General features: G+C 44.9%; 12 protein-coding genes. 6 read left to right on the forward strand and 6 right to left on the reverse strand.

Translation table 11 applies throughout. The features are described 5' to 3' along the window. Positions 1-22: 22 nt before the first annotated feature. From MNV_RS04540 to coaBC, 5 genes are all read right to left on the reverse strand, one after another. Positions 23-3,928, reverse strand: a complete 3,906-nt coding sequence (locus MNV_RS04540) for an S-layer protein domain-containing protein (RefSeq protein ID WP_096204187.1) — start codon at positions 3,926-3,928, stop codon at positions 23-25. A 146-nt stretch (positions 3,929-4,074) separates the two neighbouring features. Beyond that, a complete protein-coding gene (gene hepT / locus MNV_RS04545; RefSeq protein ID WP_096204188.1) occupies positions 4,075-4,491 on the reverse strand; it encodes a type VII toxin-antitoxin system HepT family RNase toxin in 417 nt (138 codons plus the stop codon). After that, positions 4,488-4,886, reverse strand: a complete 399-nt coding sequence (gene mntA / locus MNV_RS04550) for a type VII toxin-antitoxin system MntA family adenylyltransferase antitoxin (protein ID WP_218837896.1) — start codon at positions 4,884-4,886, stop codon at positions 4,488-4,490. The genes hepT and mntA overlap by 4 nt, the downstream gene beginning before the upstream one ends. Before the next feature lie 60 nt (positions 4,887-4,946). Then, positions 4,947-5,234: a hypothetical protein gene (locus MNV_RS04555; RefSeq protein ID WP_096204190.1), complete on the reverse strand. Its 288-nt coding sequence runs from the start codon at positions 5,232-5,234 to the stop codon at positions 4,947-4,949. Positions 5,235-5,236: 2 nt separating this feature from the next. After that, positions 5,237-6,424 (reverse strand): bifunctional phosphopantothenoylcysteine decarboxylase/phosphopantothenate--cysteine ligase CoaBC, encoded by a 1,188-nt coding sequence (gene coaBC, locus MNV_RS04560; RefSeq protein ID WP_096204191.1) that lies wholly within the window; start codon positions 6,422-6,424, stop codon positions 5,237-5,239. A gap of 218 nt (positions 6,425-6,642) precedes the next feature. On the opposite strand from coaBC, the gene MNV_RS04565 reads away from it, so the two are divergent. The 6 genes from MNV_RS04565 to MNV_RS04590 all read left to right on the forward strand — a co-directional run bounded on the left by MNV_RS04565 (position 6,643) and on the right by MNV_RS04590 (position 13,886). Then, the gene (locus MNV_RS04565) at positions 6,643-7,308 is read left to right on the forward strand and encodes a DUF166 domain-containing protein (RefSeq protein WP_096204192.1); all 666 of its coding nucleotides are present in this window, start codon (positions 6,643-6,645) and stop codon (positions 7,306-7,308) included. A gap of 3 nt (positions 7,309-7,311) precedes the next feature. Continuing rightward, the gene (locus MNV_RS04570; RefSeq protein WP_096204193.1) at positions 7,312-8,538 is read left to right on the forward strand and encodes an NAD(P)-dependent malic enzyme; all 1,227 of its coding nucleotides are present in this window, start codon (positions 7,312-7,314) and stop codon (positions 8,536-8,538) included. Further along, on the forward strand, positions 8,535-9,143 hold the full coding sequence (locus MNV_RS04575) for a rhomboid family intramembrane serine protease (RefSeq protein WP_096204194.1): 609 nt from the start codon (positions 8,535-8,537) through the stop codon (positions 9,141-9,143). The genes MNV_RS04570 and MNV_RS04575 overlap by 4 nt, the downstream gene beginning before the upstream one ends. Positions 9,144-9,274: 131 nt before the next feature. Then, on the forward strand, positions 9,275-9,799 hold the full coding sequence (locus MNV_RS04580; RefSeq protein ID WP_096204195.1) for a heme NO-binding domain-containing protein: 525 nt from the start codon (positions 9,275-9,277) through the stop codon (positions 9,797-9,799). Positions 9,800-10,036: 237 nt separating this feature from the next. After that, entirely contained in the window at positions 10,037-12,079 is a 2,043-nt protein-coding gene (gene cooS, locus MNV_RS04585) for an anaerobic carbon-monoxide dehydrogenase catalytic subunit (RefSeq protein ID WP_096204196.1), read from the forward strand. A gap of 241 nt (positions 12,080-12,320) precedes the next feature. After that, the gene (locus MNV_RS04590; protein ID WP_096204197.1) at positions 12,321-13,886 is read left to right on the forward strand and encodes a right-handed parallel beta-helix repeat-containing protein; all 1,566 of its coding nucleotides are present in this window, start codon (positions 12,321-12,323) and stop codon (positions 13,884-13,886) included. A gap of 19 nt (positions 13,887-13,905) precedes the next feature. Here the strand turns inward: MNV_RS04590 and MNV_RS04595 are convergent, their stop codons facing one another. Further along, positions 13,906-14,094 (reverse strand): hypothetical protein, encoded by a 189-nt coding sequence (locus MNV_RS04595; RefSeq protein ID WP_096204198.1) that lies wholly within the window; start codon positions 14,092-14,094, stop codon positions 13,906-13,908. Positions 14,095-14,424 lie beyond the last annotated feature (330 nt).

Raw genomic sequence — 14,424 nt, forward strand, 5'->3', positions numbered from 1 at the left:
GTTTTCCCGGTCAAAGCGATTTTCAGATCCCTTTCTTTCCGGACTTTTCCAGCAGCTTTTTAATATGTTCTATGTTCAATTTACTCTTCATAGTCTCTACGTTCATACTGTTCCTTATCGCTTCGATGCTTATCTTGCCTTTCGCGGTCAGTACATAGATTATAATCGCTCCCAGACCTGTTATTATCCCGCCGATCAGGAGATAATTCAGAGGTGCTTCCTTCACCTCAAGAATTCCCTTCTGCCCGAGTATCTCAACAGTATAATTCCCGGGCTTGTCCTCTTTCAGAGTGAAATTAATCTCTTGTTTCTCACCCGGAGCAAGGGTGATTGTCCTGTTGTCTACAACCGAGTTGTTTACTTTAAGCTCTACCGGGAGCGTGTCCCCTTTGGTGCCCGCATTCGTGATATTTGAGCGTATCAGGACTTCCCGGTTCGTGAAGGTCGAATTGGGAGTGATATTGATGTCAAGAGCCCGGTATTCAGAGTACGGCGCCCGGACTTCGATTTCCCTTGCAATAGTGATGTACCCGCTCTTTGATGCTGTTAATGTATGCATGCCGCTTGTATCAAACTTATAGTTCAGGACTCCATTGGTATCGGTCGTACCGATCGTTGTATTATCAAACATCACAGTCGCGCCGGGGATAGCAGTACCGTTGTATGTGATCTTTACAGGTATGGTCTCGAACTGGTTAACTTTTGCTGGAGCGTCCATGCTCAGCCTGTATTCAACATATTGAAGGATCTCTATGCTCTTAGTCGCGCCCTGGTAGCCCAGCTTTGTTGCTGTTATGTTGTACATGCCTTTCAGAGTTTTTGGAAGGGTATAATTAACAGAACCGGTGCTGTCTGTCGTTCCCATATCGGTAGAATCAAGAACCACGGATGCACCATCAACACCAGCTCCTCCTGCAGTGACCTTTACAATGGCTACATCGCCAGCCGTGATTTTGGACGGGGCGTCTATTACGAGCTGGTTTGCAACCATATCCGGCGTCACATCCACGGCAAAGTAAAATCTCAGCTTATCGCTGTTGTCTGCGACTTTCAATTTTACGCTGCCCATGAGCGTCTCGACACTGTTCTGGCTAAGGCTGATGCTTCCATCGTTTTTCATCTCTATTATGTCCTTGCCCACGCTTGTAACTTCCATCCTGCCGAACTTATCACCTGTTTTAAGTGTGGTGGGAGTTTCCGATATCTGGAATATCCCTTTCAGGAATGCAGCCTGCACTTCCCTGCCTGAGAAAACATTGTCGAATCTTGCCATTATTATAGGCAGGTCTGATACAGCCCCGACTTTCTTGGTGTAAACATAGGTCTCACCTGCCGAGAGAGGAGTAGTATCGACTTCGCTCCCGTCCTTTAACAGGGAGATTAGCATTATCCTTGCGGTCGTATCAATGTCCGTGGCTTTCAGCACATAGCCTTCTTTCAGAGTAAGAGTACTTCCAACGGATATGGTGCGCTGGTCGTTATCGTCCGTGAGAACCTTATGAAGCTGTCCCTGTCCAAGCGCATTCTTGTCTGCAAAATTGACGCTGGGTCGTGTATTTGCGATAGTGTTCTTATATCCTGCAAAGTATTTCTCAGCCCTGAAGCCTATGACCTGGTAGCTGCCAAACTCTGAACGCTCAAAGCTCACGTCCTGTGGTGTGGTCGTGTACACAAGCCCCTGGTCTGCTATGGTTCTGCTGCTGATTGCTGAAGCAAGTCTCAGGCTCTCGTTGCCTATGCCGTCGTCCAGGCTGTAATAGAACCCTATGCTTGTCTTGCCTATGTTCAATCCGAAGTTATAAGGTGTCCATTCGGTGATCGGGTCCTCTTCCCTGTAAACAGAACTCCTCACTTCAAAGTTCCCTGTCTTTTCAACGGAGAGGGCATAGCGAACAACGCTGCTGTTATCAGCTACTACAATCTTCAGGTCTCCCATTATATCCTTTGTCGTCCCTGCGCTCAGGTCAACAGAGTTTTTATTAACCATTTCTATCTTATCTTTACCAACACTTGTGATCTCCATCACGCCATATGTATCACCGGTTTTGATTTTAGTCGGATTCTCGTCTATCTGGAATATTCCTTTCAGGAACGCTGCCTGCACTTCCCTGCCTGAGAACACATTATCGAATCTTACTATTACTATAGGCAGGTCTGATACAGCCCCGACTTTCTTGGTATACACGTAAGTCTCGCCTGCCGAGAGGGGAGTTGTGTCCACTTCGCTTCCGTCCTTTAAAAGAGAGATGAGCATGGTTCTCGCGGAAGAATCTATATCCGTAGCTTTCAGCACATAGCCGTTCTTCAGCGTAAGAGTACCTCCCACGGATACGGTGCGCTGGTCGCCATCATCCATGAGCACCCTGTGAAGCTGTCCCTGCCCAAGCGCGTTCTTGTCTGCAAAATTGACGCTCGGTCGTGCATTTGGAGGCGTCGTGTTATAACCCGCGAAGTACTTATCCGCCATAAAGCCTATGACCTGATAGCTGCCGAATGCTGAATAGCCGAAGACTACTTCTTCCGGTGTTGTTTCGTACACAATGTCGCCTTTGTCGATGGTTCTATCGCTGTGACTATCCAGCGTTATAATGATATTCTCGTTCCCAACGTCGCTTTTCGCGTCATAATAGAACCCTGGGAAGCTCATCGGGTTCCAAGTGTATGTCGTGGAAAACAAATCCGGTTTGCTGCCATCCCAGATGCGGTTGCCCTGGAGGTAGGTTTTGGAACGCACGGTCCAGTTCCATGAATATGATGCAGTTCCATTTGTATTGTTGCCTACAGCAGTAATGTTCCATGTGCCTATCGGTGGATTAGTGCTAAGATAGGATGCTGAAGTAACTGAATTATTACCTGCACCTGAAATTGGCGAACCATCCTTCAGCCAGGTAACATCCACAATTTGATCAAAGGATATTGTGAAATTAACTGATGTACTTCCAGTGGTTGTCCATGGAGAGCTTGGAGAAGTTGATGAGATAGCGGGAGCAGGATATTTAGTTGTAAAGTTGAACACGGTAGAATTTGTATTATAACTCTGATTGCTGCCATTATATGCATAGACTGAATAGTAATAAGTTGTACCATTCGATAATCCTGAAAGCATTATGGTTCTTGATAAACCGGAAACGTTGTTATAATTACTCCAAGTTCCTAATGCATCAGTAGTGCCGTAATAAACTACAGTCTTAGCATCACTTTGATTTACAGAAAATGTAATATTAACACTGGAAGCTTTGGGGTTATCAGTAGTAACATCTGTAATGTTAGGCGTTGTTGGATTTAAAGTTATGAAATTTTGAATTGAAGTATTGTCGGAGTAACTCTGGTTGCTTCCATTGTACGCAAAGACGCTGTAATAATATGTTGTGCCATTAGTTAAACCGGAAAGTTGTATCGTTCTTGATAAACCGGAAACGTTGTTATAATTACTCCAGGTTCCTAATGCATTAGTAGTACCGTAATAAACTCTGGTTTTAGCATCACTTTGATTTATAGAAAATTGTATAACGGCGCTTGTATCAGTAATATTAACAGCGGTTAGAGAGGTAACATTTGGTGTCGAATCTCCAGATGGACTAGACGCACTTGTTACGTTCCAGAACCATTCGTGATATTCTGGGACAATCATATTTTCATTCCATACGGTTACAGAGATGTTCCAACTGCCAAGAACTGCACTTGCATTTGGATAATTAGAAACATCTACATTGGTATTATTCTGAACTTCAGTGCCATTGATTTTCCATGTAGCATTGATTGATTGATTTGAGGAAACATTAAATGATCTTTGTGCACCAGCAACATCATTTACCGTCGTATCCGCAGGCAAATAATCAGTAGTTGGTACACCGGCAAGCCCTACTAATACAACACCCATCATCAATACAAAAATGATGATTCCAATACCATATCTCTTAATTACCATATTTTTTCCCCTTCGACATATTCAATTAGTCTCATCTCTAAATTATCAATCATACTACAAAAATATAATATGATAGGATTATCCATCTCTAAGAATTCATTATATAAATAAGTTCTGTGACAAAAGCCAACTTACAGACGGTTTAATTATGAAATATACTTCAAAATCTTCTTAACGAATTCTTTAATATCCTTCAGGTCATCGGACATAATAATGAAAACCCGTTTGGTATCTATCTTGCCATATGCATGGACAAGCAGGTTCCTGAACTGTGCCATCTCCTGAAGTCTTGCGGATAATTCAGGGTCTATGATCCCTTCTTCTTCCAGAACCTTATAAATATCCTTATAATCTTCTGCCCTGCGGAAGCCTTTCTCGGCTATTATATGGTTGCCTATATCAAGGCACGCTTCAATAGACTCCTGCAATGAATGTTTCGCAGCCTGGATATCCCTGAAGTTATTCGAAAAGGACTCATAACCCTGCGACCTTATCTCTTCAATGAGCCTGATATTCTCATCAATAAGGTCTATCATAGCGTTTATGACTTCGCGGTTTATCATATTCCAAGCCTCACCCGCCTTGCAGCGTCATACTTTTCAAGAAAAGGTTTGAAGTCATAATAGAATGCAAGAGATTTTGTTTCAAATTCTATACGTTTTTTCTCATCCGTGGAATGCAGAAGATTTCCATATCTTAAAACCTGGCTTTTAAATCTGAGAGTAGAATCATTTAGAACTCTCATATCAACTGTCTTTTTTTCAGCCATTGCCCTTTCGATTTTTATTGCAAGCCTGGAAGGATAAAGAGGGTCTTTTTCAAGGATGCCTGTGTCTTTCAAATAAATAGCGATGTCAATATCGCTGTTTTTGTCCTGCGTACCTTTTGCATACGACCCAAAAAGATAAGCGAATAAGACTTCAGGTTCTTTTTCCAGTATTTCTTTTATTTTTTCCACATAAATGTAATTGTATAAAGGGTTTTATAAACTCTTTGAGTCCCTTACTTATTTTCCCTTCTATCCCCCGAGCACCTTCTCCAGCATCTCAAACCGCTCCATCGCAAGCTCCCTGCCCGCGATGCGCCTGATTATAGCGCGCCCGCTATCGAATATTATTACCTTCTCAACAGGCGAGTTCGTAAGTACGAGCATCTCATTATCAGGCGTCACCTGCACGCTCTCGAAGTATTTTTTAAGCTCTTCGAGAGCCTGCACGGTTATTTTTATACTGCCGAGCTCAGCCTCCCCGCTGAACAGGTCCTCATCCCCTTTAGTATAACAGGGTTCGATTGTAACGATTTTCATCGCTAAAGTATCACCTCGATTTTATTCATGATCTCTGCTGCTATATATCGCTTGGTGCCGCTGATATGCTTTACATTGCTATCGATAATATAAACATCGTTCTCCTCTGCCCCCATGCCGCCTTTTGATATGTCATTCGCAACGACCATGCTTAGAGCAGATGCCTTCATCGATTCGCGCGCACGTTCGATCAGTTCATCTTCTGTTACGTTAGTTTCTGCTTTAAAACCGATTATTTTGAGTTGGGGGTATTTCTGGCGCGCCTGCCTTATAAGTTTCGGCGCAGGTCGAAGCGTCAGGGTGACCACCTTGCCGGACTTTATCTTCTCTGTGGCGGGCGTGACCGTAAAATCTGAAATTGCGGCTGCACTGATGAGAATATCATATCCCTTGCTTAATTCCTCAAGTACTATCTTTGCCATATCCTTGGCGCTCTCGATAGTGGACTCGCATATCCCCTGGATACCGATGCATCCCCTGTGCACAAGCGTCACATCCGCGCCTCTCCTGAACGCTTCAAAAGCAAGCTCTATCCCTGTTTTTCCAGACGCGCGGTTGGTAAGAAGCCGGATAGGATCGATTGCTTCGGCAGTTGCGCCTCCTGTGATAAGTATGCGTTTGCCAGCCAATTTTTTCCCGCCAAGCGTCCTCTCCGCTCTCAGTAAGATCTCCTCTTTTCCCGCTATCTTGGCTGCGCCTTCTTCGACCGCAGGATTTACGAATTCAACGCCCAGCTCCGTGAGCTTTCCGGTGTTCTCTATAACGATGGGATGGTTGTACATGGACTCATGCATAGCCGGGACTATCATTATCGGGATATCAGAGCCGAAAGCCGTCGTGGCAAAAGTCGTAACAGGTGTGTCATCGATGCCGTGCGCGATTTTACCGATAGTGTTCGCGGTGCAAGGCGCGACCAGCAGGAGATGGGCTTTTCCACCCATGCCGCAGAACTCCACATGCTCCACGCCGCCGGTTATTTCAGTTATCACCGGATTGCCTGTGGCATAACGCATCGCCTCCGGGTGGATTATCTTCTGCGCCTCTTTTGTCATCACCGCATGCACACTGGCGCCATGTCTCATAAGCTCGCGCGCAAGCTCCACGCATCTTACAGCCGCGATACTGCCTGTAATGCCGAGGACAATTGTTTTCCCATCGAGGGAGCTTGAGGACTGAATAACGCGGGTCATCACGTTCTTTTATAGTTTACAAACCTTTATTAAGTTTAGGTTTATTACCTGAAAACTTATTTAATGCAGTTGTGATGGCAGGGTAGTGGGATTGCAGTATTACTTTTCATAATAATGAGACCTGCCGCCATCAACCAAGTTTTTCTTATAGTAGCACTCCTAAATATTTAATTGTAATTAGGATAGCACTAAAATACTAAACCGACAATTACAAACTAATGATATCTATCGGCGTTATTACAAGAGGAAAATACGGGCTGCGCCTCATCGGGAACATTAAAAAGAATCCGGAGTTCGGTGTTTCTTCGATCAAGCTTCCGGAATCGCTTCCGGATTTCATCGAAGAACCCGGCGATTTTATGGACACCCTGAATCTTGATAAAAGCGTATTCTCAAGCGATCTTGTCATAGCCTACACGCTGCATCCCGATCTTACGCCGGAAATCGTCCGCATCGCCGGGGAGAACGGCGCAAAAGCCGTAATTATCGCAGGCGGCATATCGAGGGCAGGCGGGCAATCCATATTATCAGATCTGTCGGAAAAATATAATATTCATATCGAAGTCCATGAGATATGCTGCAATATAAAAAAACACGGCAGTAATGTCGTGGATGAGTTTGCATCATGTTTCGGGAGACCGGAGGTAAAAATAACCACAAAAGGCGGCATCATCTTAAATGTAGAGGTAGTCCGCGGCGCACCATGTGGAAGTACATGGCATATGGCAAAAGCTCTTGAGGGAACAAGCGCAAAAGATGCACCTGCAAAAGCAGGGCTGCTGGTGCAGCAATACCCGTGCAGGGCTCTCCGGGGCATCAAAGGCGGAATACATAAAGCAGCGGAGTTGCATAAAGAGGCGGTAGAAAAGGCTTTGGAGGAGTAGTCGATGAAAGAATCAGTATTTGAACGGTCTCTCCGGTTCCATGAATCACACCAGGGGAAAATATCGCTAAAAAGCAAGGTCAGGGTAACGACAAAAGAAGAGCTGAGCCTCGCCTATACTCCCGGCGTTGCAGAGCCGTGCCTGCGGATATGGAAAAACAGGGATGATGTCTACCGCTACACCTCAAAAGGGAATTTCGTAGCTGTGGTCAGCGACGGCTCATCCGTACTCGGGCTCGGTGACCTGGGCGCCCTTGCCGCAATACCGGTTATGGAAGGGAAAGCAATGCTTTTCAAAGTTCTCGGGGGTGTTGATGCTTTCCCCATCTGTCTTGATACAAAAGATACAGAGGAAATAATCAATACTGTAAAGAACATAGCGCCCTCCTTTGGCGGCATTAACCTTGAGGACATAGGCGCACCGCGGTGTTTTGAGATAGAGGCGCGATTAAAAAAATTGCTTGATATCCCGGTATTCCACGACGACCAGCACGGGGCTGCGATAGCTGCTCTTGCCGGATTGATCAATGCCCTGAAGGTTGTCGGGAAAAAGTTCAATGAGGTAAAAGTCGTCATCAGCGGGGCTGGTGCCGCAGGCACCGCGACTGCCAAACTTCTAATTAATAAAGGTGTCAGGGATATGCTTGTATGCGATACCATGGGAATTATTTATAGAGGCAGGAGCGGGCTTAATCCCTATAAACATGAACTTGCAGAGCTTACGAACAAGAACAACGAAGAAGGAACGCTGGCTGACGCAATGAAAGGCGCTGATGTTTTTATCGGCCTGTCCATAGGCAGGATAGTATCACAGGATATGGTGCGCTCCATGGCTCACGATGCCATCGTTTTTCCGCTCGCGAACCCGATACCTGAGATTATGCCGGAAGAGGCTATGCAGGCAGGCGCGCGCATCACCGGAACAGGACGTTCGGACTGCCATAACCAGCTCAACAACGCTCTTGGCTTTCCGGGTATATTCAGGGGCGCACTGGATGTAAGAGCAAGGGACATCAACGAGGAGATGAAACTTGCTGCTGCAAATGCACTGGCATCGCTTGTTGTTGAACCGACAGAGAATATGATCATACCGGGCATCTTTGACCCGCAGGTGGCACCGTCGGTAGCTGCTGCAGTTGCACAGGCGGCTATGGATAGCGGCACAGCCAGAGTTCACATGGATGCCGGGAAAGTGGCGGAGCATACAAGGGAACTTGTAAGATCGCTATGAAGCTGACGGATCTCTTAATACTGCTGTGCTTTGCCTTCAGCCTGTATGCATGGGGCACGCCCGGCGGCACCGGTCTGGCCTTCAGCGAGTATGCGCTTTTTCACGGAGGCTATTACACCGTATTAACAGGCATCTTCGTTCACGGGAACCTTGTCCATCTTCTTGGCAATATGCTTTTCCTCTACATTTTCGGTCATATACTTGAGGACGAGGTAGGGGCACAGCGTACAGCCGCAGTATTCTTTACAGGCGGCATAATTTCATTCATTCTCAGCATACCCTTTTACCCTGGCGCGAGCATGGTGGGCGCATCTGCTGCCATATTTGCGATCATGGCTGCCGTGCTGCTCGTCCGCCAGCCCGGTTTTTCGTTCCAGTTCCTCTCTCCTGTCGGGCCCATGGTGCTATTGTTTTTTATTTTCAATATCATTGCCATCCGTGATGTAGCGATAGGGAATGTAGCCTACGTATCTCATATCATCGGATTTGTTACAGGGCTGTTTTTCGGAACCAGGTGGAATAAGAACTGGTTAAAAAGCCTGCTATTCACACTCATATTGCTTGCCATCTATATCGCGCTATATTATTACATGACAGGCGCTTAGTCCGCAGCCTGCACAAATATACTGTCTAAATAAATTGAAATCTTTTAATGCCATTAAAATTTTTTAAACCGTTTGAAATATATATTTGTGTATTTTGTATAATAGTGCCAATAAATTAAGGAGACATAATAATGAAGGGCGCTATAGTACAATGTTTAGGTGATTTGGTAAAGAACAGTTTTGGAAACGATAAATGGGAAGATTCCCTCGATAAAGCCGGAATGAGCAGGAAGGCTTTCTTCATGCCCCTGCAGAACATTGAAGACGATAAAGTATTAAAACTCATAGAATCGTCATGCAAGGTGCTGAATATTACCCCTGCCCAGGCAGCAGATGCCTTTGGGGATTACTGGGTTAATGTCTATGCCCCGAAAATATACGGTGCCTATTACAAAGGACCGAGTTCTGCAAAGGAATTCCTCAAGAAGATGGATGAGGTTCACGCTAACGTAACAGCGAATATACCAAATGCCCATCCACCCAGATTCGAATATGAATGGAAAAATGAAAAGACCTTGATCATGAGATACAGATCCAACAGGGGATTAATAGATGTCCTTGTCGGGCTTATAAAAGGCGTTGGCAAATACTTTAAAGAAGACCTAAAGGTAACAAAGCTGGGAAGCGATAAAGTACAGGTTATTTTCTCAAAATAATCAGCTATAGTTCCGGGCGGGTTATCCCACCCGGTCTGCCTGCACTTGAACCTGCGTAGCCATAGATTAAAAACGGATGTAGCGGCAGGCTTATCTTTTTGTTTCAAACAGGTTGAAAAGTTTTAATGGTTTTATAATTTTTAAACATCTTTGCAATTTTCTACACCGTTTGAAATATATGCGGTAGTTGTAATACCTGTCTTAAACAGAAATCCAGTCTGTCAGGAGGTATGATCAATGGTTGATAAAGATTGGATACCAAAAGAAAAAACCCGGTCAACAGAAGATGAAGAGCCTTTTGTGGGACGGGTACCTGAAAAAGATATACCGGGTTCAAGACGCGTCCTTGACCGTGAAACCTCTGAAATGGTAAAACACGCCGAGAGCCTTGGCATTGATACTGTTTTCCAGAGACAGTCAAAGTTCAGCGGCTCATCCGTTTGCATTGATAAAAGATGCATTTTCGGGTCGCAGGGTCTATGTTGCAAGCAGTGCGCCATGGGCCCTTGCAGGATACGGCAGGATGACCTGTCAAAGCCCTATAAGATAAACAAAGGAACATGCGGTGCAGGCGCAGATACCATAGCTGCCAGGAATTTGCTTATGATGGTAGCCAGAGGTACTGCGGCTCATGCTTCCCACGCAAAGCATGTGGCTCTGATGCTCCTTAAAACCGCGCAGCACAAGACACCATATAGTATAAAGGACATCCAAAAACTGAAAGCGATATCCTCAAGAATAAATCTCAACGGGGAAAACTCCATTGAAGGGATTGCAAATAATGTAGGCCAGAGCGCGCTTCTGGATATCCTGGGAAACGAGGATTATATGAGATTTGCGATGTCATACTGTCCTCTGGATAGAACTCTTTTCGACCTTGGTGTTATCCCGAAATCGGTAGGGCATGAACTGCTGGAGGAAGGGCACGAGACCTCGATGGGTACAATGGCTGACCCCACATCTCTTATTTTGCATGCTGTCAGACTGGGTCTTGCTGATATCACATCACTCGTAATAAGTTCAGAGCTTCAGGATGTGGTATTCGGCGTACCGAAGCCCGTCATCTCAAAAATAGAGATCAATGTGCTTGAGGAGAAAAAAGTGAACGTGGTCATACACGGGCATATCCAGCTCCTCTCTGAAAAGATCGTTGAACTCTCCGAAGATGAGGAGCTTCTGGATAAAGCCAGGCGTGCAGGGGCGCAGGGTATTAACATCGTAGGCTGCTGCTGTTCGGGGAACGATATGCTGGTAAGGCACGGCATCCCGCTGGCAGGCGGCAACCTTGAGCAAGAACTGATTATCACGACGGGGCTCGTAGAGGCATTCGTCATGGATGTGCAGTGTATATTCCCCAACGTACAGAACGTTGCCTGGAAATTCCATACAAAGCTCATATCCACCATGAAAGAAGGAAGGTTCACGAACGCCGAGCATATACCATTCGAGGAAGAACGCGCTGATGAGATAGCAAGAAGGATCCTTGAATCTGCGATAGAGAACTTCCCGAACAGGGGCAGGGATATCTTCCTGCCTGATGTGGAACCAAGGGAACTGATGGCAGGCTTCTCTGCCGAAGGATGTTTTGATGCACTTTCAAGGTTGAATCCCGGCAATCCGCTTAAACCGCTGATCGACAGCATCACTGCAGGGGATATCTACGGGATCGTCCTGTTTTCCGGATGTACCAGCCCGAAAGCCAGCGCGAACCATGCGATAATAGCAAAAGAGTTACTTTCGCATAACGTGCTCATCGTAGCCACAGGCTGCGCTGCTCAGGCATGTGCAAGGGAAGGGCTTTTAGCGACAGATGCAGCCGAAAAATATGCAGGCGCCGGGTTAAAGAAATTCCTTACAGTGCTCGGTGAAGCCTCAGGTATTGACGGGGCGCTTCCCCCGGTATGGCATTTCGGAAGCTGCGTGGATAATGCGCGTGTGATTATCCTGATCTCAGCGCTGGCTGAGAAACTCGGGGTCCGTATAAAAGACCTGCCTTTTGCCGCCTCAGCCGCAGAATGGGTGACAGAAAAAGCCGCTGCAATAGGGACCGGGGCTGTAGCGCTCGGTATTACGGTTCACCTGGGTGTGGCGCCCCCCGTACTCGGAAGCCGGGCTGTGGTCTCCCTGCTTACACAGAAAGCTGAGGAACTCTTCGGAGCGAAGTTCATCGTAGAACTTGACCCGAACAAGGCATCCATGGTACTGCTGGACCATATAGAAGAGGCACGAGAGAATCTCGGCATTGAGTCAAAGGGAAAGGTTATTCCTCTCTCATGCTGATGCGAGGGATTTTTCAGGATGATATCCTGCAAAAATCTCCATACCAGGATTTTGAGCCGGCAAATAAGACCCTCTCCGGAAACTCAATCAGTAGTATATTTCCGAATGAACCATAGTTTACAAGCAGTTTTATAATGTAAAAAATTAAAGCGCAAATTTTAAATAATATCACAAATGATATTTTGGTTAAAGAGGACTTGGCCTTATAAGGGGATGGCCATCCAATATATATTAGGGGGAAATGATGTTGTATTACTTTCAAAGAGGGCATGCCCTCAGAATAGCTTTTAGAATAGTTGTGCTGGCATTTTCTTTGCTGGCGGGCGTTGGGACGGTCCAGGCAGAGACAGGATTGCCAGATGTGCATCAACCAACAGGATTGCCAGATTCACTTCAAATGCCTGGATGGCTTAATGCCACAGGAACGCATTTCGAACTTAGCAACAATAATTACCTGAACATAGAGCTGGATAGCTCGGAGTCTGTTAAATCAACCCTTGAATCCGTGCCGCAGATGGTTACTATGAACATTGAATCGGCTTCAAGTGCCACTACAACAAAAATTACTATGAGAGGCCTTGCCCCGCATACCTCTTACCGGAAATACGAGGATGATTATCACAATCCTGTGACTTTTATTACAGACAGTAATGGGAGCTATGTTTATACTCAAGACATCTCAAAGCCGCACCTTGTATTCATCCAGCCGGAACCCGGAAAGGTAAGTAAAAACAGTACCATCGCTAATCTCGCCGATCCTTTCCCCGGCACGATATTCATTCTGGATAACTCAACAGGTGGCAACTGCACCTTAATAGGCACCTGGGATAATAGTACAAAGACATGCACCCTGACAATGGACATAACTTCTAATATACAGATTGATAGCGATAATATAACTCTTGAAGGGAACAGGCATACATTGACAGGGAACAATACAGGCACAGGCGTTTACCTCGTTAGTAAGGGCGGAGTTACAATCAAGAACCTGAATGTCAAAAACTTTTCTAGTGGGATCCTCTCTTATTATGGATATGAAAATATATTAACCAACAATATTGTAAATTTGAATTACAGGGGAATCTATCTTAACCGTGGCGGCAAAAATACTGTTATTGGTAATATCGTAAACTCGAATTACGATGGGATCTACCTTATATATGGTGACGGGGAGTCCAGAGGAAGAAACATACTGATTAACAACACCGCGAACTTGAACAGGGGAAGCGGGATTGTTCTGGGGTATGTCGAAACCAACAATACGCTTTTTGGCAATAATGCCTCCAACAACAATAATTTTGGCATTTATCTGGCATATTCCAGCAACAACAATACGTTGCTTGGCAATAATGCCTCTAACAACTACGGTGGCATCAGCCTGAACTATTCCAGCAATAACATCTTGAAAGATAATACTGTAATCTCAAATAGCAACTTTGGGATTCGCCTGGGCATTTCCCATGACAATATCATCTATAATAACTACTTCAATAACGCAAACAATGCTATTGATGATGGAAACAACACCTGGAACATCACAAAAACCTCAGGGAAGAACATTATAGGCGGCTCCTGGCTTGGTGGTAACTTCTGGTCTGATTATGCGGGCAGCGACACAGACGAAGATGGTTTGGGAGATACGTTACTTCCATACAATTCCACTGGCGGCATAAGAAATGGCGGTGATTATTTACCTTTGATACAAGTGACAACGCAGAAAGAGGGAATTATTCATGGAACTACGTTCAATGTCACAAATATCAACGGCGACTACAATTTCATGGACTTCGGGAACAGGAGGATATAAAAATCCTCCCATGGTTTTGTTAAAACCTCAGGTTCGGGATAACCAGATTATATACCTCCGGAATAAACTGGAACTCTCCGTTTCTCAGCTTTCTGATTATCTCCTGGTGCCCCTGTTTTGCTTCTTCTTCAGTGTAGTAATGCTGAATAAAACCCGCTTTCAGCCTCGAGTGAAGGTCGATTCCTCCATTGATCTGAGCCAGTAGCATTCCGATGGATATTCTTTATTTTGTGATTCTTGAAATTATTATGGTATATCTATACAAAAAATTTCTCGTAAATTGTTTGATTTGAATTGCTCTTGAAATTAATACTATTGTAATTAATCAAAGATATATTAGAGCTATAAACACAAAAATAACTCTAATAAAGGCATAATCTAATCGAGCTTGTAGCTATGGAATATAAATACATTTCGGAAACATATATATTATTTTTTAAAACTTAATGAGCAATATTGCAAGAAATATGTGCTGTTATAACGAATTTTTTGGAGGAATGGCATTTTATAGATGCCTGTTGGCAATTTAGAGTTATTT

This window comes from Candidatus Methanoperedens nitratireducens (assembly GCF_900196725.1).
Taxonomy (GTDB): Archaea; Halobacteriota; Methanosarcinia; order Methanosarcinales; family Methanoperedenaceae; genus Methanoperedens; species Methanoperedens nitroreducens_A.